Source organism: Roseibium sp. MMSF_3544 (genome assembly GCF_030732845.1).
Taxonomy (GTDB): domain Bacteria; phylum Pseudomonadota; class Alphaproteobacteria; order Rhizobiales; family Stappiaceae; genus Roseibium.
On record NZ_JASHKA010000009.1, the window covers coordinates 187,269 to 211,768 of the forward strand.

Consider the following 24,500-nt stretch of genomic DNA (forward strand, 5'->3'; position numbering starts at 1 on the left):
CAGTCCGCGCTGCCGCTTTGCCGCTCTGCGGCTCGCCTGTCTACGCGCATCAGTTCTTGTTTCGTCGATCTTAGCAAGAGGCGGGCCAAATCAAATGACCAATCGCTGGCACCTGTCGCGACGGGAAAAGCGGTTGAGATTTCAGGCGATAAGTCAGATCGTCGCCGGCAACTGCCCAAAAAGAAGGCGGCTGCTGAAATGTTTGGCATAAGTGGAATCCCTGCGGGGGGTTGCCCTAGGCGAAATGTTCCGGTTTTTTATAGACACAGAAAGCAAGGCAATCAGTCTTTAACCAGTGTGCGTTTTCTTAAGCGGTGTGACCAGCGAGGGATACACGTGTTCTCAAGCCCATTTGGCCGCCTGACAATCTTTTCTTTTGCTTTTTTGGTTCTCGTTGCGAGTCTGGCGGCGGGGCCTGCGCGAGCAGATATTGGCGCGTTCATTCTTGTTGATGCCAAGACCGGCGCGGTGGTCGAGCAAAAGAATGCGACCCGCAAATGGTATCCTGCATCGCTCACCAAGATGATGACCGCCTATGTGACCTTCAAGGCGATCCGGGAAGGGCGGGCCGCGCTGAATTCGGCCGTGGTGCAATCGAAAAATTCTCTCTCCGAGCCGCCGAGCAAGATGGGGTTCAAGGTCGGAACGCGATTCACGATCGACACGGCGCTCAAGATTATCCTGATCAAATCGGCGAATGACGTGGCCGTCGCGCTGGGCGAAGCGGTGTCCGGGTCCGAAGCAGCCTTTATTGCCGCAATGAACAGCGAAGCCAAACGTCTTGGCATGACCAACACGCGGTTTACCAATCCGCACGGTTTGCCGGATAACCGGCAGGTCACCACTGCACGCGACATGGCTATTCTGGCAATGGCCTTGAGGCGCGATTTTCCCGAGGCACGGGACTTTTACAATCATCCCGGTATCCGGTTCGGCAAGAAAACTTTGCGCTCGGCGAACCGCGAGTTTCTCCTGCGGGTGCCCGGGGCAAACGGCATGAAGACCGGCTATATCTGCAACTCCGGCTACAATGTCGCTGCTTCCGTCACCCGGCGCGGGCGGACGTTGATCGCCATCATCCTGGGCGCCGGGTCCGGCTTGGAACGAACCGCCTTTGCGCGACAACTCTTCGACAACGGCTTCAGGAAGCGCAAGGGCGGGCAGAAAGTTACGAGCCTGACCGGTTCGTCCGCTGGTCCGCCTGCGGACGGCTATTGCCGGCGCAACAGAAGCCCAGGCGCCAAGGAGTACATGGCGCGTTTCGATATGGAGAATAAGTCGAACGGTGGGTTCCTGTTCTTCAAGAAGGCAAATGACAGACAACTGAAGAATGTCGACGAAAGCGGATTTACGCTCGCGAACGGCAAGCCTGACTGGGCAAAGATCCTGGACCGGACACTCGGGCCGCGGCAGCTCGCCTATCGTCCGCTGCAGGTGGGTCTCGGGAACCCGACGGGATCGCCGTCTGCGGCAGGGTCGGTTGCCGGAGTGCCTGTTCCGGCCGACGGTATTCCGGTACCGGTCGCCAATCCGGTGAGACTTGCAGAGATAAAGATCCGGGCCCAACTGCAGACCTCGGAGCAAGGCAGCACGACGGGCGCAATTGCGCAAGCCTCCGCTGTGTCTCCGCAACCGGATACAGGGACAGCCCAGGCAGCGCCGGGCTCGATATTCCGGCAAGGTTTGGATTTCACCGTACCGGTTCCGACGCCAAGCCCGCGAAAATAAGCCTTCAGGCGGTCAGATTTTCCTCGTTGAAGGCGGGTCAGACCGCGAAGGTTAACCGTTTATTTACGGTACTGCTTAACACTCCAGTAAGCATTCATCTGACGAAGGTGGTCCAAGGCAAGGATTGCACCGAAGACCGGCGGATCAGATGGGCGTTGGACGCGCGGACACGAATTAGGTCGAGAAATCACATGATGATTGAACCGAGATCCACTGCGACTATCCGGGCACTTGCGAGCCTTGCGGAACTGTCTGCCGATCAGCTGGAAGACGGTGTTTCGATCGAGGAAGTCATCACGACCCTTCGAAAGGCAGCCGAAGCTGTGCGCATGGTGATTGACACCGACGAAGAATGTGATGAGGACGCATCCGAGATCGATCTCGTTCAGGACCTCACGCCCATGGATCTTTCCGGTGAAGAGGCGGATGCAGAAGATACCGCCGAAGAAGACGACTCCGAAGAGGTCGTCCTGAACGCTGGCTGACCCGTCACACCTGACGGCTCAAATGTCCTTCCAACTCTGAAAAAGTTGCCGCGGCGACTGCATGTGATCGCGTCACGACTGCAGGCTGACAACCGGCGTTTCACCGCGGCGCAGAGTGAGGACCTCGGCGCCTGTGCCGGTGACCGCAACCGTGTGCTCGAATTGTGCGGACAGTTTTCCATCCCTTGTCACGACCTTCCAGCCGTCGCATTCGGTTGTCACCTTGCGAGATCCTTGATTGATCATCGGTTCAATCGTGAAAACCATCCCCTCGCGCAGTTTCAATCCGGTTCCACGCCGCCCGAAATTCAGGATCTGTGGCTCTTCGTGCATGGCGCGCCCGATCCCGTGTCCGCAATATTCCCGCACAACCGAATAGCCGTTATTCTTGGCGAACCGTTCAATCGCGAAGCCGATATCGCCAATGTGATTGCCAGGACGCACCTGTTTTATCCCCTGCCACATTGCCCCTTGCGCAACGCGCACAAGTCGGCGGGCCGCGGGCGTGGCATTTCCAACGACGTAGGTCTTGCTCGAATCCGCGATGTAGCCGTTTTTTTCCAGCGTGATGTCGAGATTGACGATGTCGCCGTCGCAGATGATTTCCCCGGAATCGGGAACGCCGTGACAAACCACATGATTAACTGAACAATTCAGAACATGTTCAAAGCCGTATTGCCCCCTGCTCGCAGGACGCGCAGCAAGAACGTCGACAATAAAGGAATTTACCAGATCGTTGATGTCCAGAGTTGACCTGCCGACAAGGTCTTCCGCGTCCAGCATCTCAAAGACCGATGCCAGCAATCTGCCGGACACGCGCATCAGCGAGAGTTCGTCGGGGGTTTTGACCACCTCACGCCACCGCAGCGTCCGAAGGGAACTCTTGTGCCGCCTCCAATTGCATCTGGATGATTTCGTTGAAGGAGAGGGTCGGGTTGGCTTCGGCGAGCATGCCGATCTTCATCCAAAATTCTGCCTGCGCATTGATGGACCTGCACATCACGGAGCTGGCCCGCCGGATGTCTTCATGCAATTCATCGCCGATTTTCACGATCCCCACGAGGTCCTCCGTTGCTTGTTTATATAAAACATATACGTTTCGTATATTCATTGCAATCTCGATCAGGATGACGGTCGTTGTTCCCTTTGACGTCCGGCTGGAAAAGGTGATAGCCGTTTCGTTCGAATTTTTGCCGGGCAGATGGTGTCTATCTCCCATCAGCTGGGCCAAGAGCCTGCGGTACAATGACGGGAGTTACGGTTTATGGGGTCAAATAAGGCTTCCGAAGACACTGGGCGCGGAGGGCCAAAAACCCCGATCCCCCTATCCGTCCTGACAGGATTTCTGGGGTCCGGAAAGACGTCCCTGCTGAACCGGGTCCTGAAAGATCCGGTCATGGCGGACACGGCTGTGATCATCAACGAGTTCGGCGAGATTGGTCTCGATCATCTTTTTGTCGATCAGGCGGGTGACGGCATCGTGGAACTTTCCTCAGGGTGCCTTTGCTGCACGATCAGGGGCGATCTGGTGACGACGCTGGAAGATCTTTTGCGCCATCTGGACAATGGGCGCATGGACCGGCTCAACAGGGTCGTTATTGAAACAACCGGGTTGGCAGACCCGGCGCCAATCCTGCATACGATCATGCTGCACCCCTATCTCGCCATGCGGTACCGGCTCGACAGCGTGATTACTCTCGTCGATGCGATCAACGGCCTGTCCACGCTTGAAAACCATGAAGAGGCACGCAAACAGGCGGCTGTTGCCGACCGGATCGTGTTCACCAAAACGGACCTTCTGAAGACGGAAGCCGAGCGCGGAAACTTTGCGCAGCTGGAAAACCGCCTCGCCGCGCTCAATCCCGGAGCTCGTCGGCTTGATGCCTCATCCGGAGAGGCGCAAGCGGGTCAACTGTTCAATGCCGGCCTCTATGACCCGCAGAGCAAGATCCCCGATGTTGCGGCCTGGTTGAACGAGGAGGCTTATGCCGAAGCGTCTCACGATCACGATCATGGGCATTTTCACGGCCACAGTCACGGGCATCACCATGGTCACGATCATCATCATGGGCACCATCACCCGCATGACGTCAATCGCCACAGCGAAACCATTCGTGCCTTCACGCTCGCCACGGACCGGCCGGTTCCAGCCTCTGCGCTTGAAATGTTTCTCGATCTGCTGCGCTCGGCCCATGGTCCCAAGCTTCTGCGCGTGAAAGGCATCGTGCAACTCGCCGAAGACCGCGACCGCCCGGTTGTCGTTCACGGGGTTCAGCACGTCTTCCATCCGCCGGAGACGCTGGATGCTTGGCCGGACGACGACCGGCGCACACGCATGGTGTTTATCACCAAGGATCTGCCGGAAGGTTTCGTGCGAAAGATGTTCGAGGCCTTTTCCGGGGCATTGTTGCCGGATACACCCGATCATCAGGCCTTGAGTGACAATCCACTGGCGGTGTCCGGGTTCACCAGCCCTGTGCGTTGAGTTTCGGAGCCGACTTGCGTTTTTAGACAAGCCCTCATATCGAAGATCCTGCTTTCCGAGGGCTGGTTGCAGGCGGCCACCCTCCGAGACAGTGCTGCGCGCTTCCACAAGATGAGGTCGTGATTGGGGATTGGCTACCTAATAGACCATCACCTCTGCCAAATGGCGCGGTCGGCCTGGCGGGCAGAATGATGTCACGATCACAGCCTTCATCCTGAGGAGCCGCGTGAGCGGCGTCTCGAAGGATGGGCGGTATCTTCAAGAGCAGTTGGCTGATCTTTTCAGGACGGAAACACGGTTCCAAGAAAGGGATCAGTCCTTCCGCCGCAGCCGGATCAGGCCTTCCTGTGCCGTTGAGGCGACCAGTTTGCCGTCGAGGGTGAACAGGGACCCTCTGTTCATGCCGCGCGAGCCAGAGGATGACGTGCTGTCGGTGGCGTAGAGCAACCACTCGTCGGCACGAAAGGGTCGGTGGAACCACATTGAGTGATCAAGGCTCGCAGCCTGGATTTTCGGGCTGAAAACCGACGTGCCATGCGGGAAAAGTGAAGTATCGAGCAGCGTCATGTCCGATGCATAGGCCAGAACGCACTGATGGATGCGTTCATCGTCAGGCAGCCGGCCGGTTGCCCTTACCCAGACATATTGTTGAGGTGGCAGCGGCTTTTTGCTGAAGTAGTGCGTCAGTTCAACAGGACGCATCTCGATCGGCCGTTCGCGTTCCCAATAGCGGCGCACGTTTTCCGGTGCCACAGAGAGAAACTTTTCCTTCAATTCCTGATCGCTTGGCAGTTCGTCTGGCTTCGGCACATCCGGCATGTCGGCCTGATGTTCAAGACCGTCTTCATGCACCTGAAACGACGCCGACATGGAAAATATTGCTTCGCCATGCTGAATGGCGATGACGCGCCGGGTGGTAAAGCTGCCGCCGTCCCGGATCCGGTCCACCTCGTAGATGATGGGAACCTGCGGATCTCCGGGCCGCAGGAAATAACCGTGCAGCGAATGAATATGGCGTTCTTCGACCACGGTCCGGGAGGCAGCGACTAGCGCCTGCCCGATGACCTGACCACCAAAAACCCGTTGCCAGCCGACCTGGGGGCTGCGACCACGGAACAGATTGCTTTCCAGCGGCTCCAGATCAAGTATCTGCAGAAGATTGTCGATGGCCGTGTTCATCGGCGTGATCCCTGTTAGAGAGTGCAGCACAGAAGGTGGCTGGACGTGCTTGTCGAGAAATGCACTCTTGGACGGGACCTGACGTTAAAGTCAAGATGCCTTTGGGGAAGCCGGAGGCCGGGAGAAAAGCATTGGCGAAGAAAAAAGAAACCGCGGAGATGTTCGATGTCCTGATAGCAGGCGGCGGATATGTCGGCCTGTCTCTCGCGGTGGCACTGAAACAGGGTGATTCCAGCTTGAAATGTGCCGTTGTTGATCCGAAACCCATGGATCAGCTCCACAGGGACCCGCGGGCATCGGCAATTGCAGCTGCGGCATCGCGCATGCTCGCACAACTCGGTATCTGGCAGAAAATTGAAGCGGACGCCCAGCCGATCAACGAGATGATCGTCACGGACAGCAAGCTGCGGGATGCGGTCCGTCCCGTCTTTCTGACATTTGATGGGGAGGCGACCGAAGGCGAACCGTTTGCCCATATGGTGCCGAATGGCGTCATGATGCCGGCGCTTTACAAAGCCGCCAAGTCTCTTGATGTCTCTTTCTTCGCACCCGGAACCGCCGAGACGTTTCGCACGTTCTCTGATCATGCCGAACTAGAACTGGAGGGTGGCAAGGTTTTGAAAGGCCGCTTGCTGGTCGCGGCAGACGGGGTCAGGTCCAAACTGCGGGAACTTGCAGGTATCCGGACAGTGAACTGGGACTATGGACAATCCGGGATCGTCACCACCGTCAAACACGAGCGACCACACAATGGACGTGCGGAAGAGCATTTCCTGCCGGCCGGGCCGTTTGCGATCCTGCCTCTTCCCGGCAACAGATCGTCTCTTGTGTGGACGGAAAAGACGCTGGATGCAGACCGGCTGGTGCGGTCCGACGAATTCACCTTCGAACTCGAGCTTGAACGCCGCTTCGGCCATCATCTGGGCAAACTGGAGGTCGAGGGTAAGCCGCGCGCCTATCCGCTTGGACTGAAACTGGCGCGTGACTTTGTCAAACCCAGGTTCGCCCTGATCGGTGATGCCGCCCACGGCATTCACCCGATTGCCGGGCAAGGTCTCAATCTCGGGTTCAAGGATGTCGCGGCGCTTGCGGAGGTGCTGGTCGATGCGCGCCGCCTCGGTCAGGATCCGGGCGCGTTTGATGTGCTGGAGCGGTATCAGCGCTGGCGGCGGTTCGATACGTTCCAGATGGGCGTCGTCACTGACGTGCTGAACCGGCTGTTCTCCAATGATAACGACATTCTTCGGGCGGCCCGCGACTTCGGATTGGGTCTTGTGGACCGTATGCCGGGGTTGAAAAGTCACTTCATCAAGGAAGCTGCGGGATTTGCCGGGCCTGTTCCGAAATTGCTTTCCGGGGAACCAATCTGATAGGACTTGCCGGATTGATGGTGACAGCCGCCATCTCACAGGGGCCTGCTTGATTCGGATCTGCCTTGAATGAACGACCTCCAAGAGGGTGACGCATTGCACCGCTCAATTCTGATCACCGGGTGTTCCTCGGGAATTGGCGCGGAAGCGGCGCATATATTGCGTGGCCGAAACTGGCGGGTCTTTCCGACCGCGCGCAAGCAGGAGGATGTCGACCGGCTCGCCGCCCAGGGTTTCGAAGCCTACCGGCTGGACTATGAAGACCCAACGACTATCCGCGAGACGGCGGAGACCGTCCTGGATCTCACCGACGGCAGATTGAGTGCGGTTTTCAACAATGGTGCCTATGCTGTGCCTGGCGCCCTTGAAGATATTCCGCCAGAAGCGCTTCGCGCCCTGTTTGACGCCAACTTTATCGGCTGGCACGACCTGACACGCCAGCTTATTCCGGCGATGCGCTCCAACAGATCGGGGCGGATCGTGCAATGTTCTTCTGTACTTGGCTTCGTGGCGCTAAAGTTTCGGGGCGCCTACACTGCGTCCAAATTTGCGCTGGAAGCGTATACGGACACTTTGCGGCAAGAACTCAAAGGCAGCGGATTGCATGTGTCTCTCATCGAGCCGGGTCCGATCGACACCCGGTTCACGCAAAATACGCTTGCCAATTTCGACAAGTGGATCGGCGAAGAAGGACTCAGGTCTTCGGTGTTTCGGGAAACATATGAAAAACGGCGCATCCGTATGGAATCCGGCGAGCCGGGACCCTTCAAACTTCCACCGGGCGCGGTGGTCAAGCGGCTGGTACATGCGCTTGAAGCCAAACGCCCGAAAGCGCGGTATCATGTCACAATACCCACCACCGTGATGGCGGCGGCGAAACGTGTTTTGCCGACCGTTCTTCTGGACAAATTTTGTATCAGGGCCGCAGACGCCGAAGAATAGGCGAACCATTCGAAGAAACGGTCCAACAGGGAAAGATAATGGCTGAAATTGTACGCATTCTAATTCCGGTCGGCATGGCTGCAGTCGCCATCGTTCTCCTGCTCGGGATCTGGAACATGTTCAGAAACGGCCCGGCGAACCGGTCGCAGATGCTGATGCGCTGGCGCGTCGGATTGCAGTTTCTGGTCATTGTCCTCGTCATGGGCGGGCTCTATTTCTTCGGGTCCGGCGTGTAGCACCCGCGAGCGGGCACAGATGGGGAACGGGACGATATGGTTGTCTTGAACAAGATTTATACAAAAACCGGTGACGACGGCACGACCGCGCTCGGAACCGGAGAAAGACGCCCGAAGAGCGATCTCAGGATCGAGGCCTACGGGACAGTTGACGAGACAAATGCGGTTGTCGGGCTTGTGCGCTTGCATACAGCAGCGGACGCTCCCGTAATCGATACGGTTCTCGGCCGGATTCAGAACGATTTGTTCGACCTGGGCGCAGACCTTGCCACACCGGAAACGGATCAGGATCTCGGCTATGAGCCGTTGCGCATGACCGACGCTCAGGTCTCTGCAATCGAAAGCGCGATTGACGAACTGAATTCCGAGCTTTCGCCTTTGCGGTCTTTCGTTTTGCCCGGCGGGAGCGGTGCATCCGCCTACCTTCACCTTGCCCGGACCGTGTCGCGACGTGCCGAGCGGCTGATGGTGGATCTTGCCTCCAGCGAGAAGATCAACCCTGCAGCTGTGCGATACATGAACCGCCTGTCCGATTATTTTTTTGTCGCGTCCCGGTATCTGAACGGCAAAGGCGAAAGCGACGTCTTGTGGGTACCCGGTCAGAACCGATGAAAACTTGACGAGAGCGATTTACGGGGGCCGATCGCTGAATGTTCATTCCGATTCATGATCAAAACCGCCTTGAGCACGTGCCATGGCCATTCGTGAACCTCACGATCATCGCCCTGAATATCCTGGTGTTCCTTGCCCTGCAGGGCGCGGGCGAACAGCAAGCCGTGGGCGCGTCGTCGGTTTCACACGGTCTTATACCGGTTGTCCTTTTTGATATCCGCGATCTTGCGCCACACGTTCAGGTGCTGCCGGACTGGATGTCTTTGATTACTTACGCCTTTCTGCACGGCAGTTTCATGCATCTGATCGGCAATATGCTTTTCCTGTGGGTGTTTGGCGACAACGTCGAAGATGCCATGGGGCACGTCCGTTACTTGTTGTTTTACCTGATATGCGCGGCTGCGGGTGGATTTGCCTATGCCATCCTGGATCACAACTCACAGGTACCGCTGATCGGTGCGTCTGGCGCGGTTTCAGGCGTGGTCGCCGCTTATCTGATGTTGCACCCGCGCGTCAAAGTGTGGGTCCTTGCATTTGGGCGAATACCACTGCGCCTGACAGCACAATGGTTGCTTGGAGCCTGGGTGATCTTCCAGATCGTCAATGCCGTGATAGCCGCTGACAGTCAGGTGGCCTGGATTGCGCATGTCGGGGGATTGGCCGCGGGCGCCGTTCTGGTGATTTTTTTCAGGCGCAAGGGAGTTGCCCTGTTTGACCGCAACCTGGCCTGACGAGGAACGTCAGGTTGTCTCCCATACGGCGTTCGGATTGCGGCAGGCGACGCCGCGGCGGTTGACCGACTTTCCGGATGCCAGGGTTATGCGCTCGCTGTAGGAACGGCAATAGGTGCCTTCGGTCGTTTTCCAGGTGCGCAGTGGCGTAACGGACCCGCTGGTGCCGCTGGACGGGCTTTTCCAACGCGTCGACTCACCAGACAGCTTGTTTTCCAAGGCAATCTGGAGATTTGAATCTGCCATCGATTTGTCGGTGGTTTCGAGCGCTGCCGGTAAAGACGCTGCGACAGCCTCGTTCTGCTCTTGCGTCGATATCATCGTGCACGCCGATAGAGCTGCTAGGCTCGAGGCCGCAAGTACAACTCTTGCGGAGAGCAAATTCCTGTAACGTCCCAACGTTGATCCCGCCTCTTGGATCTACTTCCAGCCGTTTGCGATCGCCTCCCGTTCCTGGTTTCTCGACAGAATGCCGCCGGAAGGTTCGCTGTCGCCACTGAACTGGCTGCCCTTAACAACGCCTTTAAGCAGACCGCCAGAGTTAGACTTTTCTGAGGCAGATTGTCCGGAATTTTGGCTGGGACTTGCAGCAGCGCGTTTCTCTTGTTCAGAGTTCCAGCCTTCGCGCCCGTCTGACGACCGGCCGCCGCCATCGCCACCTGACCGGCCTCCGCCGTCGCCACCTGAGCGGCCACCGCCGCCGCCGTCACCGCCGCCGCCTTTGCCGCCCCCACTGCTGCCGCCACCGCCGCCGTCGCCCGATTGTGCAGCCGCGGCGTTGGAATCCTTCAAGTCAATCAAGGGGCTAAAGTAGACGAGAGAGAACACCAACGCCGAGGCCGCAACACTCGGCAGAATGCGGAACATCGCAGAGAGGCGGTCTTGCAATGAATTCTGGCGAGTGCGTTTCATCGGGTTCCGGCTATTCAGTAAGTTGCTTTGTTGCGACGTACGGGAACGGATGCCCTATTCCCTTGCACACATAACACACGGTGGTCTCATTTCTTCCGCACCATTAATGAAAAAATAAAAGGATGAAAAGGTCGTTTCACGTGTTGTTTTTTCGAGAGCGGTTTTGCGGAGAACTCCTTGTCTGATGAATCCCTGAAAACGGAGATGATCCGTTTGCTGCCGAAGCTAAGGAGTTTCGCACTGAGACTGTGCCGGAATCCGGATCAGGCTGACGACCTGGTCCAGACAACGTGCGAGCGTGCCATTCGGTCCTTGGATCAGTTCGACCCCGCGACCCGCCTCGACAGCTGGATGTTCCGCATTCTGCAAAATTTATATTTTAATTCTGTGAGGGACGGCGCCAACCGGGCCCGTTTGTTTGATTTGGCTATGATGGATTTTGAAGAAAGTTATGATGGCGCGAAAGCGGCTGCCAGCAGTCTGGAACTGCAGAAAGTTCAGGCGTTCATAGGACAGCTTGAAGAGGATAATCGCGAGGTTCTTCTGAAAATCGCGATCGAAGGACAAAGTTACAAGGACGTTGCGGCCGAACTCGGCGTTCCGATTGGAACCGTGACCAGCCGCCTCGCCCGGGCGAGATTGAAACTCAGAGAATTCCTGGAGGCGAAGGAAACCGCGCCAGGGGTCACGCTACGCAGCATGCCAGGAGGTGTGTCATGACGTTTGACGAGAAACGCGAACAGATCCTGTTGGCGGAAAACATCGGCAAGATTCTCGACGGCGAAGGAAGTGCCGCCGAGCGGAACGAGCTGTTGCAGGATATCAAGGAGACCGGCGACGGCGCGCTGCTCATGCGCGGAATGGCCGCAGACAATGCCTTGCTCCAAAATGCGCTGCCTGCCGATGTGCCCGACGACAGCATGGCAAGATTCAGGTCGGTCATCGACAAGGAGTTCGAGAAGCGCGGCGTGATCGCGGCCCCTCGGGCGCATACGTTCTGGACAAGCCCGATGGTGCAGATTGCGGCAGTCCTGGTCCTCGTTGCGGGGACCTTCATGTCAACCGCGTTCTGGATGCAGTCGCGCATGGATCAAGCCGTTGCATCGCTGGCCGCTCATATGGAAACTGAACGGATGTTGCTGGCGCAAACCGTTCAGGAAGCACTTGAGACCAAGGTCAGCGGAGAGCCTGTTTATATTGGGCAGGAAGGCAATTGGACCGAAGTTCTGACGCCTATCAAGACGTACAAGAGCAAAAGTGGTCATTGGTGCCGGGAATATCTTCGACAGTCGACCTTCAGCCGTATGGACCTGACGATCCGCGGCACGGCCTGCCGTGATGAAAACGGGACCTGGACCACGGTGTTCGCCGAACCTGTCTCGGACAATTTTTCGCCGGAAACGAGCGAAGCAGGTATCTGACCTAGAGTTTTCCCGGCACACTTTCGAAAAACAGGCGGTTTTCAGCCGCCTGTTTTTTTGCAAACTATCATCATTGCGACGCATCTTTTTCCACGCCCGGCAAATTCCGCCCTTGCGCGCTATCGCGCGATTGACAGCTGACGTGCTGGTCAGTACGGTCGCGCGCCATGCGCCACGATTGGCTTGTTTCCGCCGTTTGTGACCCAAGGTCATGTCGCCGGGTGAGCCTGGAAATGCAGTGCGGTGAAAACCGGCCCTGGAAGAGGTTGAGACCAAATGAAAATCCTCGTACCCGTGAAGCGGGTCATCGATTACAACGTTAAAGTCCGTGTCAAACCCGACGGTTCGGGCGTCGATCTTGCGAACGTCAAGATGTCCATGAATCCGTTTGACGAGATCTCCGTCGAAGAAGCCCTGAGACTGAAGGAAGCCGGCAAGGCGAGCGAAGTCATCGTCGTCTCCGTCGGCCCGCAGCAGGCAACAGAGACCCTGCGCACAGGTCTTGCGATGGGGGCGGACCGGGGCATCCTCGTGAAAACGGATGAAATCACCGAGCCGCTGGCCGTCGCAAAGATCTTGAAAGCAATCGTGGATGCCGAAGAGCCGGGTCTCGTGATCGTCGGCAAGCAGGCGATCGATGACGACTGCAACCAGACCGGCCAGATGTTGTCAGCGCTTCTGGGCTGGAGCCAGGGCACATTCGCATCCAAAATCGATGTCGCGGAAGGCTCGATTGATGTAACGCGTGAAGTCGATGGCGGTCTGCAGACCGTAAAGCTGACATTGCCGGCCATCATCACCACGGACCTGCGCCTCAATGAGCCGCGCTACGCGTCCCTGCCGAACATCATGAAGGCGAAGAAAAAGCCGATCGACGAAAAGACGCCCGAAGATTTCGGCGTTGACGTCACGCCGAGGCTTACTGTGGTCACAACCACCGAACCGCCGGCACGCGAGGCTGGCATCAAGGTGGGGTCCATCGCAGAACTCGTCGAAAAACTGAAAAACGAAGCCGGTGTCCTTTAAGGCGGCCTGCAGGAGGATAAGACCATGACAACACTTCTTGTGGCGGAACACGCCGGCGGCGTTCTCAATGATGCGACATCAAAGGCCCTGACGGCTGCTGTGGCGCTCGGATCCGACGTTCACATTCTGGTTGCCGGCAAAGGCGTTCAAGGCGCTGCTGAAGAAGCTGCAAAGCTCAGCGGAGCGGCGAAGGTCCTTGTTGCCGAGAGCGACGCGCTTGAGCATCAGCTTGCCGAGCCGATGGCAGACCTGATCGTCGGAATGGCTGGCGACTACGATGCGATCGTCGCGCCGGCAACGGCAAACGGCAAGAACACCCTGCCGCGCGTCGCCGCACTTCTCGACGTGATGCAGATCTCCGACATCACAGCCGTCATCGATGCGGAAACCTTCGAGCGTCCGATCTACGCGGGCAACGCAATCCAGACCGTCAAGTCCGGTGATCCGAAGAAAGTGATCACCGTGCGTACGTCCACCTTTGCAGCTGCTGAAGAAGGCGGATCGGCCGCCGTTGAAAGCATTGCCGGAACGGACGGAACCGGTCTTTCGGAATTCGTTGGAGAGGAATTGTCCAAGTCCGACCGTCCGGAACTCACCTCCGCAAAGATCATTATCTCCGGTGGCCGCGCGCTCGGCTCGGAGGAAAAGTTCCAGGAAGTCATCATGCCGGTCGCTGATGCGCTTGGCGCTGCGGTGGGCGCATCCCGTGCTGCCGTTGACGCCGGTTACGCGCCAAACGACTGGCAGGTTGGTCAGACGGGTAAGGTCGTGGCACCGGATCTCTATATTGCCTGCGGCATTTCCGGTGCGATTCAGCACCTTGCCGGCATGAAGGATTCCAAGGTGATCGTTGCGATCAACAAGGATGAAGAGGCGCCCATCTTCCAAGTTGCCGATTACGGTCTTGTTGCCGATCTCTTCGAAGTTTTGCCGGATTTGAAGGCTGCCGTCGAGTAACACCTGCGGCAAATTGATCACGGACCCTGGGGTGAATGCGAGTTTTCGCTCCGGGGTTCTTGCTGTTCGGCTCAAGACTTGCCAAAAATAGCCACAACCGGTCCTGCCGGTGTGTTCTCATAAATGGAAGTTCAGGATGGCAGTCGAAATCAAAAAAATCGGCGTGATTGGCTCAGGCCAGATGGGCAGCGGTATTGCACATGTGTGTGCACTCGCCGGCTTCGACGTTGGACTGAGCGACATTTCGATGGAGCGGATCGAATCGGGGCTCGCTTCGATTAACGGCAATCTGGCGCGCCAGGTCAGTAAATCGCTGATCACCGAAGACCAGCGGACGTCCGCGCTCGACCGGATCAAGCCGATCGAAGAACTCGATCTTCTTGCAGACGCTGATCTTGTCATTGAATCCGCTGTGGAAAACGAGCAGGTCAAGCGCAAGATTTTTGCGCAGCTTTGCCCGATCCTGAAGCCCGAAGCCATTCTGGCGACGAATACCTCTTCGATTTCCATCACGAGACTGGCCGCTACCACGGACCGTCCGGAGCGGTTTATCGGAATTCACTTCATGAATCCGGTTCCGTTGATGGAGCTTGTTGAGCTTGTGCGCGGAATTGCGACCGAAGACGAGACGTTCGAGGCATCCAAGACCTTTTGCGACCGTCTCGGCAAACAGATCGCAGTTGCCGAAGATTTTCCCGCCTTCATGGTCAACCGCATTCTCCTGCCAATGATCAACGAGGCGATCTATACGCTTTATGAAGGCGTCGGATCCGTGGAATCCATCGACAAGGCCATGCGTCTGGGCGCCAATCATCCGATGGGGCCGCTGCAGCTTGCCGATTTCATTGGTCTTGATACCTGTCTGTCAATCATGCAGGTCCTCTACGAAGGGCTCGCCGATACGAAATATCGTCCCTGCCCGCTTCTGGTGAAATATGTCGAGGCAGGCTGGCTCGGGCGCAAAACGCAGCGCGGGTTTTATGACTACCGCGGGGAGACTCCCGTACCGACCCGGTAACGCTCATGAATCTGGCCCGCTACTGTCTGGCAGGTGCCGACACGGATCCGGAAAAGACCGCGTTGGAAGTTGTTGGTCCAGGTGGTGAGGTTCGTGAGGTCTGGACCTACGGACAACTCACCGAAACTGTCCTTTCCGTAGCGGCCGGTCTCAGGCAGGCTGGTCTAATGGCCGGCGATCGCGTTTTGCTGCGGATCGGCCACAGCAGCGATTTTCCGCTGATGTATTTCGGGGCCATTGCGGGCGGATTTGTGCCCATACCAACCTCCGATCAGCTGACTGCCACCGAAACGACCGGAATTCTTGCCGACAGCGGTGCAAAACTCGTGCTTCATGACGGGTCGACCACTTTGCCCGACAGCGACGCCGTGCCGTGTGTCGGACCGTCGGGACTTGCGGACCTGAAAAAAGTTGCACCAGAAGATTTCGCTGACACAAATCGGAACGACCCGGCTTACCTGATCTACACATCCGGAACCAGCGGAACGCCGAAAGGCGTCCTCCACGCGCATCGCGCGGCGTTGGCGCGCTTGCCGGCCCATACGGGCTGGATCGGATTGACCCGGGACGACCGGCTGCTTCATGCCGGTGCATTCAACTGGAGTTATACGCTGACGGTCGGGCTGATGGACCCGTGGATCCGGGGCGCAACCAGTGTCATCTATGAAGGGCCGCGCGACCCCACCGTCTGGCCAGATATTCTGGAAACCAGCAGGGCGACCTTATTTGCGGCCGTCCCAAGTCTTTATCGCAGGCTGTTGAAATACGGAAACGTGACCAAGACGTCGTTTCCGCAATTGCGGCACGGCCTGACGGCAGGTGAAGGTCTGCCGGCTGAATTGTACCACCTCTGGAAGGACCAGACCGGGCGCGAGCTATATGAAGCGCTGGGCATGAGCGAAATCTCCACCTATCTCTCCAGCGGTCCGGATGTTCCAGTGAAACCTGGCGCGACTGGCAAGCCGCAACCCGGCAGAAAAGTGGCGCTTCTTGACGAAAACGCCGATGGCGAGGTCTTTGCTCTGCCTGAGCAGGCCGGCTTGCTTTCAGTCCACCGCGACGAGCCGGGATTGATGCTCGGCTACTGGCAACGCCCGGAGGAGACGCAGGCAGCGTTCCGGGGCGACTGGTTTCTGACAGGCGATCGCATGCGCACCGACGCTGACGGATATTACTGGTACGAGGGACGCGCGGACGACCTGATGAATTCTTTCGGTTACCGTGTCGCTCCAGAGGAGGTCGAGCGGGTTCTTTCGGGGCATCCCGAGGTCCATGAAGTTGCCGTCACTGAAACGCAGGTGCGGCCGGGGGTCAGCCTGATCACAGCTTTCGTTGTGCCCCGTGACCCGGATGGTTTTGATACGGACGCACTTGCCGAACGAGCGGCAAGCTACCTTGCGGATTACAAACGCCCAAAGGCATACAAGGTGCTGGATCAACTCCCCCGCACACCGTCCGGCAAAATCCGCCGCAAGGATCTGAAGCACGCGGTTTAGCGTCCGTAAGAAGACTCCAAGTTTTCTTTTTTGAGTAAGCCTTTGTTAACGCTTGCTTAAGGGCGAAGACGCTAACGTCTTCCGAGATCCGGGAGCCTGAAATGGACAGCGTTGGAATTGCCAGCACATACGCCGCGACGACGCAGGCGCAGACAAGCCAGGCGCTTCAGTCTGAAATGCTGAAGATGGCTGCTCAACAGGACGCTGGACTTGTTGCGCTGCTTGAGGAAGGCGCGGCCAATCTCCAATCTGCGCAAGCAGCACCACCTCCGGGTCTGGGAACCAAGGTCGACGTCACGGCCTGACCGGTTTTTCTTTAAAAGTCTCCATTCAGTCGCCTGCCTTACCGGTGGATGTACCGTCGTGCGGGCCAAAGGCGTTCCTGCGCCCGCCTGCCGGTCTGGCAGCGCGTTAGATATTATGTACTGAAAAATCAGATACTTGAAGATTATCCATTACATTTTTAAATAAAAACTCTCGAATACATTAGCCGGACGTAGAGCAATCGTGAAGTTAATTGAGCGTATTTACACTTCAATTCACCTATCTACGTCACAATAACAATCAAGTCTTAGTGTGAATCTGAAGCGACGATGTCTGAAGCAATAGCAAGTACATCATATCAGGTATTCCAGCCCTCGCTTGGAACACCGCGTACCGAGCAGGTCGCGGACCAGGTCAAGGAGTTGCGTGCCCGCCAGTCCGAAGCTGCCGCAGAAGCGGTCCAGCGTCAGGCTCAATTCAGTTCGCGCCGCGCCGAATTCCTGAGTGAGCAGGCACAAACGCTTGAAAACCGGGCACAGGCGCGCAGCACCGAGAACGGGCTAGGCAGCCGGTTGGATATCACGCTTTAGGCGCGCCTCCGGCAGGCGCCAAGGGAGATAAGCAGACATGACGAGTGTTACGGACAGTACTTCAGCATCCTACGACGTTGCGAAGATCCGCAATGAATTCGCGATCAATGCAGTCCGGGATCAGGCCGAACAAGAGCGCCAGGTCGCTGACAGGATCGAGGACGCCCAGGAAACCCGCGAAGAAGATCGCCGCGAAAGCCGCAAGATCCCGGGCCTCGGTGAAGCGGTCGACATCACCGTTTAGTGGTTTCCGCGGACGGGATGTCGCAGAGTCCCAATCAATAATCTTTACCCGGACCTCATCCTGAGGAAGCGCGCCTGCGCTATCTCGAAGGATGGGCCGCTTGCCTCGGAGTATGCCGCCTATCCTTCGAGACGGACCTGACGGTCCTCCTCAGGATGAAGCCGCTTTTTTTGCAGACCTCCCTTTGAAACTAGCCGTCCTGTCTGGTTCCGCCGGTGGGAGAGACCGGTTGCTGCTCACGCCCCGTCCTTGCCTCTTGCGCTTTGAATCAGTTTTTTCGCCTCGCCGGACGCCCATTCGGCAGGACCATACATCGTGCCGATTTCGCAGCCTTCCGGATCCAGGAGAATGGTTGTCGGTAGGCCGGTTGCCCGGCTGACTTTCCGCAGGTCCTGCAGCAGGTCGTTTGAGCTGTCCTGATAGAATGTCAGGTTGGTGACGTTTATTTCCTCCAGAAAGTCCTTGGGCTTTCCAGGGCCGCCGCGATCAAGACTGACCGCAACCACTTCGAAAGACTGGTCGCCCAGATCGGCCTGAAGCTGGTCGAGAGCAGGCATTTCCTTGCGGCAAGGGGCGCACCAGGTCGCCCACAGATTAAGCAGTACTGTCTTGTCCTTGAAATCTGCAAGCGTGATTGGTTCGCCATCAGGACCCTTGAATGAGAGTTCTGTCAGATCGAGCGGCTGGCTGGCCGGAATGAAGGCAGCCACCTCGCCTTTGGCGAAAGGTTTGGCGGATGCGGCCGCGGTGAGTGCGGCAGAACAGCTTTGGGCACTGGCAATATTGCCATTCGGACCAGCGATCACGTATAGAGCCGCTACGGCGGCCACCGCGCCTGCGAGTCCTGCGGCAATCAGACCGCGTCTGGAGCTCTTTGAAGGTTCGGTCGGCTTATTCATTCGTTCACACCTCGCAAGGGGCGCCTCTTAAGGGACAGGACATGAGCAATCGCATGTGGGGAGGCCGGTTCGCTGAAGGACCGGACGCCATCATGGAGGAAATCAATGCCTCCATCGACTACGACCGAAAGCTATATAGGCAAGACATCGATGGCTCGAAAGCCCATGTGCGCATGCTCGCTGAAAAAGAGATCGTCACGCGCGACGATGCCGACAAGATCGTCGGGGGTCTAGACACAATTCTGTCAGAGATCGAAAAGGGCGACTTCAAGTTCTCCCGGGCTCTTGAAGACATTCACATGAATGTGGAAGCGCGCCTGGCGGAATTGATTGGTCCGGCTGCCGGGAGATTGCATACCGCACGCTCCAGAAACGATCAGGTGGCGACGGATTTCCGTCTTTGGGTGCGCGACACCCTGGACACATTGGACGATCAGCTCGGCGACCTGATGCAGGTGCTCTCGGAAAAGGCGGAGTTGCACGCATCCGACGTTATGCCCGGCTTCACGCATCTGCAGTCGGCTCAGCCAGTGACCTTCGGTCATCATCTTCTGGCATATGTTGAAATGTTTTCACGCGACCGCGGCCGGGTCCGCGATGCACGCAAACGCATGAACGAATGTCCTCTCGGCGCGGCAGCGCTTGCCGGAACCTCCTTTCCGATCGATCGGAAAATGACGGCACAGGCGCTCGGTTTTGACCGGCCGACCGCGAATTCGCTGGATGCTGTTTCCGACCGGGATTTTGTGATCGAGGCGCTTTCGGCAGCTTCGCTGACGGCGATGCATCTCTCCCGTCTTGCCGAGGAAATCGTCGTCTGGTGCTCCGCCCAGTTCGGATTTGTCAAACTGTCGGACAAGTTCTCGACCGGCTCTTCCATCATGCCGCAGAAAAAGAACCCGGATGCGGCCGAGTTGGTGCGTGCCAAGACCGGGCGCATCTACGGATCGCTGCAGGCGCTTCTGGTGATGATGAAAGGGCTTCCGCTGGCGTATTCCAAGGACATGCAGGAGGACAAGGAACAGGCCTTTGACGGTCTTGCGAGCGTTTCCCTTGCGCTTGCGGCCATGACCGGAATGGTGCGCGATCTGGAGCCGGTGACAAAAGCGATGAAAAAGGCTGCCGGGTCGGGTTATTCCACTGCGACCGATCTCGCGGACTGGCTTGTGCGGGTGCTCGGCATGCCGTTTCGCGATGCACACCATGTAACCGGCCGCATTGTCGGCATTGCCGTTGAAAAGGGTATTGAGCTGCACAAGGTGCCACTTGAAGACATGCAAAAGGTCGATCCGAAAATCACTGACGAAGTGTTCTCGGTGCTGTCCGTGGACAAGTCGGTACGCAGCCGGACCAGTTACGGCGGGACGTCGCCTGTCAATGTCCGCAAACAGGCGCGGCGCTGGTTGAAGGATCTGGCAAAGGAAAGGGCCTGAGACCTCTAACTTGGCCTGACAGGCGCAACTGGCCTTGCCGAAATGCGCCTGTCATGCGAGGAGAAGTCTTGAGAAACGAATTCCGAGAAGGGCAGCTTTCGAATGACAACCCGCTTCAAGATTTTGGCGCTGATCGGCCTTTGCCTCAGCCTGACCCTGGCGGGCTGCGGGCGCAAGGGCGCCCTTGATGTTCCAGGAACCCCGGAAGCGGCTGAAACCGGCGCGGTCGATCCGGCCGATGCACCGCCGCCGCCCCAGCTTGAGCCGGAGAGCGAAAAAGAGTCCTTCTTCCTGGACTTCCTGATCAACTGAGGTCATTGCGCACCCGGCCGGGGACGGCCCTTGGCCCAATGTTCACGCAATAGCTTTGCGAGGCACGTCTTGCATCACTTCGATTATAAAAACGGCGCGCTTCATGCCGAAGATGTGGCGATCGAAACAATCGCGCGTGAAGTCGGTACGCCGTTTTACTGTTATTCAACCGCCACTCTGACGCGGCATTATCAGGTGTTTTCGGGCGCCTTCGACGACATTCCGTCGCTGGTCTGCTATGCCATGAAAGCCAACTCCAACCAGGCGGTTCTGAAGACGCTGGCGCAGCTGGGCGCCGGCATGGATGTTGTTTCCGAAGGGGAATTGCGCCGCGCCCGTGCAGCCGGCGTGCCGGCGGACAAGATTGTTTTCTCAGGCGTCGGCAAAACCGAAGCCGAGCAGAAATACGCGCTCGAAGAGGACATTCTCTGCTTCAATGTGGAATCCGAGCCGGAACTGCATCAGCTCTCGCGCGTTGCAGGTGAGGTTGGCCGGTCCGCGCGGGTCTCCATGCGCATCAACCCGGATGTCGACGCCAAGACCCATGCCAAGATTGCCACGGGCAAGGCGGAGAACAAGTTCGGAATTCCCTGGCAGCGGGCAAAGGAAGTCTACGCGGAAGCTGCCAGACTGCCCGGGATCAAGGTAACCGGCATCGATATGCATATCGGGTCCCAGATCACGGAACTGGAGCCGTTCGACGATGCCTTCGCTCGGCTCGGTGACCTGATTTCCGAATTGCGCGCAGACGGCCACACAATCGATCACGTCGATCTCGGAGGCGGTCTCGGCATTCCCTATGTCACGGATAATGACCCGCCACCGCATCCGGACGCCTATGCCGAAGTGGTCAAGAAGCACGTCCGTGAACTCGATTGCACGGTCATGTTTGAACCCGGACGGCTGATTGCGGGCAATGCGGGCATTCTGGTGACCGAGGTCATCTATGTGAAGGATGGGGCCGACAAGACATTCGTGATCGTGGACGGGGCGATGAACGACCTGATCCGCCCAACGCTTTATGAAGCCCACCACGAAGTGCGGCCTGTCACTGAGGAGAATGCCCAGTCGCAGCGAATCAAGGCGGATATTGTCGGTCCGGTCTGCGAAACCGGCGATTTTCTGGCGCAGGACCGGGACATGGCAAAAGTGCAAGCTGGGGATATGTTGGCGATCTACTCGGCCGGTGCCTACGGCGCCGTTCAGTCGAGCACCTATAATTCCCGTCTCCTGGTGCCTGAAGTCCTCGTAAACGCTGATCAATTCGCCGTGGTGCGGCGCCGGCCTACCTATGAGGAACTGCTGGAACTGGACGATATCCCGGACTGGCTCAACGCTTCGTGACGAAATCTGCGCCGAATTAGTTGGTCCAGACTGTTGCCGGATCGCCTTTGATGCCTCACCTTATGGGGTGGTGGGCCGATCCTGCAGCCAGTGCGCACCTTTGTGGCATCTGCGGGATATGAACCGGAGGTGCCTTTGAGCCCGAATGACAGCAACAATGATCCCGAGCGGCTGACAAATCCGGATCAGACCGGCTGGAGGCAATTTATCCAGTCGCGGCTCGATACGCTTGTACGTCAAAGCAGACTTGCCCTGTTCGTGGAACGCTTCTGGCGCGCGCTGTTGCCAGTCCTTGTTGTCATCGGCATTTTCGTCGGCCTGTCCTGGCTCGGCCTGTGGCTCGTTCTGCCCGCTTTCGCCGGACCGATCGGCGTTATTCTATTTGTTGCAGCGGTTGCCTGGTCGGCCAAGGGGTTGCTGCATCTGAGATGGCCCTCCCGTGACGACGCCCTGCACCGTGTCGAAGCGTCCTCCGGATACAAGCACCGTCCCCTGACAACGCTCGAAGACGAGCTCTCGGTCGGGGCCAACGATCCGGCCACCCAGGCGATCTGGGCCGTTCACCAGCGACGGACAGCAGAGGCAGTTGCGTCGATCCGCTCCAAGGCGCCGGATCCGCAAGCCTATCGCCGCGACCCTTGGGCACTTCGTGTTCTTGCGGTCAGCTTGCTGGTCATCGGCTTTACGACGGCCAGCGGCGATCATTTCGGGCGGTTGACCTCAGCCTTCCAGAACCCGTTCAAGACGGTTGAGCCACCCAGCCGCCTGGACGCCTGGGTAACGCCTCCGATCTATACCAGCGAACCACCGATCTATTTGACCGGTGAAAGCGCGCAGCTGCGCGAACCCGGTGCTCCGGTCTCCGTGCCCGAGGGCTCGATCCTGGTGGTGAGGTCACAAGGCGCGCGCGACCTGCAAATGACCTTTGCCGGACCGGACGATGCGGAACCGCAGCTCATTGAAGCGGAAGAAACTTTAGAATCAACGGATGCGCAGGTTGCCAAGCTGCTGCCGGTCGAAAGAAAGCTCAAGCTGGAGAACACCGGCGTCGTCGAGCTTTCCAGCGGTGAGGAGGAGCCTTTCCTGAGCTTCGTGTTCGCCGTCAGACCCGACGACACGCCGGAAATTCGCCTGGTGGATGACCCGGAGGAACAGCTCAGCGGTGCCTTGAAGTTCTCTTATCTCGTCAATGACGACTATGGCGTCGTTGCTGCGGAAGCACGGATCACACCGCTTCCCAATCCGGAACATCAGGACCGCGTGCCGCGCCCGCTGGTTGAAGCGCCGCAATTCCCGCTGTCTCTACCGCCGCGCACGGGAACGGCGAAGACCGCAGAAACGATCCGTGACCTGACCTCGCATCCCTGGGCCGGTTCCGAAATCGACCTGACGCTGCTGGCCCGTGACCAGGCCGGCCAGGAGGGCTTCTCTCCCGCTTATCGGATCACGCTGCCGCAGCGCCGTTTCGGAAAACCTTTGGCGAGGGCGATTGTCGAGCAGCGCAGGAACCTGGCACTGGATGCGCAGAACCATGCGCAGATCATCACCGCAATGGACGCGCTGATGCTTGCGCCGGAGCTGTTCGATTTCAAGGCGCGAGACTATCTCGGCATGCGATTTGCCTACGGTGAGCTCGTCAATGCCCAGACGGATGACGACCTCAAGGCGATGCTTCCGCTGCTTTGGGACCTGGCGCTTTCCATCGAGGATGGCGATCTGTCTGCGGCCGAACGCAAGCTCAGGGAAGCACAGGAAGCACTGCGCAAGGCACTTGAAGAGGGCGCGAGCGACGAAGAAATCGCCAAGCTCACACAGCAACTTCGTGAAGCGCTGAACGAATATATGCAGGCGCTTGCCGAGCAGATGCGCCAGAACCCTCAGGCCATGCAGCCGTTCGACGGCAATCAGCAGACGTTGAACCAGCAAGACCTGAGCGAGATGCTGGACCGGATCGAGGAACTGGCGCGGACCGGCTCGCGGGATGCTGCCCGTGAACTTCTGGCGCAAATGCAGCAGATGCTGGAGAACCTGCAGGCCGGGCGCCCGCAGATGATGCCGCAAGGCATGAACAGCGAGATGATGGAGATGCTCAATCAGCTCGGTGAGATGATCCAGCGTCAGCAGCAGCTGATGGACGAGACCCACCAGTTCAACCAGGACCAGCAGCGCCAGCGTGGCAACCAGCAACAACAGCAGGGCCAGCAGCAACAGGGTCAAGGTCAGCAGCAGATGACCCAGGAGCAGCTGGAACAGATGCTGCAGCAATTGCAGCAGGGTCAGGGCAATCTGGCGCAGCAGCTGCAGGAACTCATGGAACAGCTTGGTCAGAACGGCATGGGCCAGAATGAAGCGCTTGGGCAGGCAGGCGAGTCCATGGGAGATGCCCAGGAATCCCTTGGCGAAGGCCAGGGCCAGCAGGCCTTGGGTCAGCAGGGTGATGCGCTTGACGCGCTTCGTCGTGGTGCCCAGAGCATGACCGAGCAGATGATGGGTCAGGGCGAAGGAACCGGAAACCCGAACGGACCATCCCCGCTGGACGAAGACCCGCTGGGACGTCCGCGACGCACGGAAGGACCGGATTTCAACAACCGGGTGCAAATCCCCGACGAAATCGATGTCCAGCGAGCCCGCCGGATCCTCGAAGAGCTGCGCCGCCGCTTCTCCGACCCGTCCCGGCCGCAACTGGAACTCGACTATCTGGAGCGTCTCCTGAAGCGGTATTGAGTTCGGCTGTCGGTGATTGCTGCCCGTTCTTCGAGACGGACCTTGCGATCCTCCTCAGGATGAGGATTTAGCACACTGAGAAGTCGCTAAAA

27 protein-coding genes are annotated in these 24,500 nt (G+C 58.1%); 21 read left to right on the plus strand and 6 right to left on the minus strand.

Going from position 1 to position 24,500, the window contains the following annotated elements:
- Positions 1 to 336 precede the first annotated feature (336 nt).
- Together RBB47_RS15115 and RBB47_RS15120 are read left to right on the plus strand one after the other, a co-directional pair.
- Positions 337 to 1,728 carry a D-alanyl-D-alanine carboxypeptidase family protein gene (locus tag RBB47_RS15115; RefSeq protein WP_305986656.1) on the plus strand — a complete coding sequence of 464 codons (1,392 nt, stop codon included), beginning with the start codon at positions 337 to 339 and terminating at the stop codon, positions 1,726 to 1,728.
- A gap of 191 nt (positions 1,729 to 1,919) precedes the next feature.
- Positions 1,920 to 2,213 carry a hypothetical protein gene (locus RBB47_RS15120; RefSeq protein WP_305986657.1) on the plus strand — a complete coding sequence of 98 codons (294 nt, stop codon included), beginning with the start codon at positions 1,920 to 1,922 and terminating at the stop codon, positions 2,211 to 2,213.
- Between the two features lie 72 nt (positions 2,214 to 2,285).
- On the opposite strand, the gene map is transcribed toward RBB47_RS15120, so the two are convergent.
- On the minus strand, positions 2,286 to 3,065 hold the full coding sequence (map, locus tag RBB47_RS15125; RefSeq protein WP_305986658.1) for a type I methionyl aminopeptidase: 780 nt from the start codon (positions 3,063 to 3,065) through the stop codon (positions 2,286 to 2,288).
- 1 nt (position 3,066) lies between these two features.
- Positions 3,067 to 3,273, minus strand: coding sequence for a ParD-like family protein (locus RBB47_RS15130; RefSeq protein WP_305986737.1), 207 nt, complete (start codon positions 3,271 to 3,273; stop codon positions 3,067 to 3,069).
- A gap of 204 nt (positions 3,274 to 3,477) precedes the next feature.
- Here RBB47_RS15130 and RBB47_RS15135 point away from each other — a divergent pair, with 204 nt between their 5' ends.
- The gene (locus RBB47_RS15135) at positions 3,478 to 4,698 is read left to right on the plus strand and encodes a GTP-binding protein (RefSeq protein ID WP_305986659.1); all 1,221 of its coding nucleotides are present in this window, start codon (positions 3,478 to 3,480) and stop codon (positions 4,696 to 4,698) included.
- Positions 4,699 to 5,010: 312 nt separating this feature from the next.
- On the opposite strand, the gene tesB is transcribed toward RBB47_RS15135, so the two are convergent.
- The gene (gene tesB / locus RBB47_RS15140; RefSeq protein WP_305986660.1) at positions 5,011 to 5,877 is read right to left on the minus strand and encodes an acyl-CoA thioesterase II; all 867 of its coding nucleotides are present in this window, start codon (positions 5,875 to 5,877) and stop codon (positions 5,011 to 5,013) included.
- Positions 5,878 to 5,972: 95 nt separating this feature from the next.
- Between tesB and RBB47_RS15145 the strand changes: the two genes are divergently transcribed.
- The 5 genes from RBB47_RS15145 to RBB47_RS15165 all read left to right on the plus strand — a co-directional run bounded on the left by RBB47_RS15145 (position 5,973) and on the right by RBB47_RS15165 (position 9,768).
- Entirely contained in the window at positions 5,973 to 7,247 is a 1,275-nt protein-coding gene (locus RBB47_RS15145) for a ubiquinone biosynthesis hydroxylase (RefSeq protein WP_371932793.1), read from the plus strand.
- 69 nt (positions 7,248 to 7,316) lie between these two features.
- The gene (locus tag RBB47_RS15150) at positions 7,317 to 8,189 is read left to right on the plus strand and encodes an SDR family NAD(P)-dependent oxidoreductase (protein WP_305986662.1); all 873 of its coding nucleotides are present in this window, start codon (positions 7,317 to 7,319) and stop codon (positions 8,187 to 8,189) included.
- Between the two features lie 38 nt (positions 8,190 to 8,227).
- On the plus strand, positions 8,228 to 8,425 hold the full coding sequence (locus RBB47_RS15155; RefSeq protein ID WP_305986663.1) for a twin transmembrane helix small protein: 198 nt from the start codon (positions 8,228 to 8,230) through the stop codon (positions 8,423 to 8,425).
- Between the two features lie 36 nt (positions 8,426 to 8,461).
- Positions 8,462 to 9,037 (plus strand): cob(I)yrinic acid a,c-diamide adenosyltransferase, encoded by a 576-nt coding sequence (locus RBB47_RS15160; RefSeq protein ID WP_305986664.1) that lies wholly within the window; start codon positions 8,462 to 8,464, stop codon positions 9,035 to 9,037.
- Between the two features lie 38 nt (positions 9,038 to 9,075).
- Complete coding sequence (locus RBB47_RS15165; RefSeq protein WP_305986665.1) at positions 9,076 to 9,768, plus strand: rhomboid family intramembrane serine protease; 693 nt, start codon at positions 9,076 to 9,078, stop codon at positions 9,766 to 9,768.
- A gap of 9 nt (positions 9,769 to 9,777) precedes the next feature.
- On the opposite strand, the gene RBB47_RS15170 is transcribed toward RBB47_RS15165, so the two are convergent.
- Both RBB47_RS15170 and RBB47_RS15175 read right to left on the minus strand, forming a co-directional pair.
- Positions 9,778 to 10,089: an RT0821/Lpp0805 family surface protein gene (locus tag RBB47_RS15170; RefSeq protein ID WP_305986666.1), complete on the minus strand. Its 312-nt coding sequence runs from the start codon at positions 10,087 to 10,089 to the stop codon at positions 9,778 to 9,780.
- 99 nt (positions 10,090 to 10,188) lie between these two features.
- Complete coding sequence (locus RBB47_RS15175; RefSeq protein WP_305986667.1) at positions 10,189 to 10,680, minus strand: hypothetical protein; 492 nt, start codon at positions 10,678 to 10,680, stop codon at positions 10,189 to 10,191.
- Positions 10,681 to 10,884: 204 nt separating this feature from the next.
- On the opposite strand from RBB47_RS15175, the gene RBB47_RS15180 reads away from it, so the two are divergent.
- From RBB47_RS15180 to RBB47_RS15220, 9 genes are all read left to right on the plus strand, one after another.
- Positions 10,885 to 11,400: an RNA polymerase sigma factor gene (locus RBB47_RS15180; protein ID WP_305986738.1), complete on the plus strand. Its 516-nt coding sequence runs from the start codon at positions 10,885 to 10,887 to the stop codon at positions 11,398 to 11,400.
- On the plus strand, positions 11,397 to 12,101 hold the full coding sequence (locus tag RBB47_RS15185; protein ID WP_305986668.1) for a hypothetical protein: 705 nt from the start codon (positions 11,397 to 11,399) through the stop codon (positions 12,099 to 12,101). Before RBB47_RS15180 ends, RBB47_RS15185 begins: the two co-directional genes overlap by 4 nt.
- A 276-nt stretch (positions 12,102 to 12,377) precedes the next feature.
- On the plus strand, positions 12,378 to 13,127 hold the full coding sequence (locus tag RBB47_RS15190; RefSeq protein ID WP_305986669.1) for an electron transfer flavoprotein subunit beta/FixA family protein: 750 nt from the start codon (positions 12,378 to 12,380) through the stop codon (positions 13,125 to 13,127).
- A 24-nt stretch (positions 13,128 to 13,151) separates the two neighbouring features.
- The gene (locus RBB47_RS15195; RefSeq protein WP_305986670.1) at positions 13,152 to 14,084 is read left to right on the plus strand and encodes an electron transfer flavoprotein subunit alpha/FixB family protein; all 933 of its coding nucleotides are present in this window, start codon (positions 13,152 to 13,154) and stop codon (positions 14,082 to 14,084) included.
- A gap of 136 nt (positions 14,085 to 14,220) precedes the next feature.
- Positions 14,221 to 15,102, plus strand: a complete 882-nt coding sequence (locus RBB47_RS15200) for a 3-hydroxybutyryl-CoA dehydrogenase (RefSeq protein WP_305986671.1) — start codon at positions 14,221 to 14,223, stop codon at positions 15,100 to 15,102.
- A 5-nt stretch (positions 15,103 to 15,107) separates the two neighbouring features.
- Complete coding sequence (locus tag RBB47_RS15205) at positions 15,108 to 16,598, plus strand: class I adenylate-forming enzyme family protein (protein WP_305986672.1); 1,491 nt, start codon at positions 15,108 to 15,110, stop codon at positions 16,596 to 16,598.
- Positions 16,599 to 16,699: 101 nt separating this feature from the next.
- Positions 16,700 to 16,903 (plus strand): hypothetical protein, encoded by a 204-nt coding sequence (locus RBB47_RS15210; RefSeq protein WP_305986673.1) that lies wholly within the window; start codon positions 16,700 to 16,702, stop codon positions 16,901 to 16,903.
- 288 nt (positions 16,904 to 17,191) lie between these two features.
- On the plus strand, positions 17,192 to 17,452 hold the full coding sequence (locus tag RBB47_RS15215; RefSeq protein WP_305986674.1) for a hypothetical protein: 261 nt from the start codon (positions 17,192 to 17,194) through the stop codon (positions 17,450 to 17,452).
- 37 nt (positions 17,453 to 17,489) lie between these two features.
- On the plus strand, positions 17,490 to 17,696 hold the full coding sequence (locus RBB47_RS15220) for a hypothetical protein (protein ID WP_305986675.1): 207 nt from the start codon (positions 17,490 to 17,492) through the stop codon (positions 17,694 to 17,696).
- A 236-nt stretch (positions 17,697 to 17,932) separates the two neighbouring features.
- Here RBB47_RS15220 and RBB47_RS15225 read toward each other — a convergent pair whose 3' ends face one another.
- Entirely contained in the window at positions 17,933 to 18,595 is a 663-nt protein-coding gene (locus tag RBB47_RS15225; RefSeq protein WP_305986676.1) for a TlpA disulfide reductase family protein, read from the minus strand.
- Positions 18,596 to 18,636: 41 nt separating this feature from the next.
- On the opposite strand from RBB47_RS15225, the gene argH reads away from it, so the two are divergent.
- From argH to RBB47_RS15245, 4 genes are all read left to right on the plus strand, one after another.
- The gene (gene argH, locus RBB47_RS15230) at positions 18,637 to 20,028 is read left to right on the plus strand and encodes an argininosuccinate lyase (RefSeq protein WP_305986677.1); all 1,392 of its coding nucleotides are present in this window, start codon (positions 18,637 to 18,639) and stop codon (positions 20,026 to 20,028) included.
- A 102-nt stretch (positions 20,029 to 20,130) separates the two neighbouring features.
- The gene (locus RBB47_RS15235) at positions 20,131 to 20,340 is read left to right on the plus strand and encodes a lipoprotein (RefSeq protein ID WP_305986678.1); all 210 of its coding nucleotides are present in this window, start codon (positions 20,131 to 20,133) and stop codon (positions 20,338 to 20,340) included.
- Positions 20,341 to 20,409: 69 nt separating this feature from the next.
- The gene (gene lysA, locus RBB47_RS15240; protein WP_305986679.1) at positions 20,410 to 21,684 is read left to right on the plus strand and encodes a diaminopimelate decarboxylase; all 1,275 of its coding nucleotides are present in this window, start codon (positions 20,410 to 20,412) and stop codon (positions 21,682 to 21,684) included.
- Between the two features lie 135 nt (positions 21,685 to 21,819).
- Positions 21,820 to 24,408 carry a TIGR02302 family protein gene (locus RBB47_RS15245; protein ID WP_305986680.1) on the plus strand — a complete coding sequence of 863 codons (2,589 nt, stop codon included), beginning with the start codon at positions 21,820 to 21,822 and terminating at the stop codon, positions 24,406 to 24,408.
- The last annotated feature ends 92 nt before the right edge of the window (positions 24,409 to 24,500 follow it).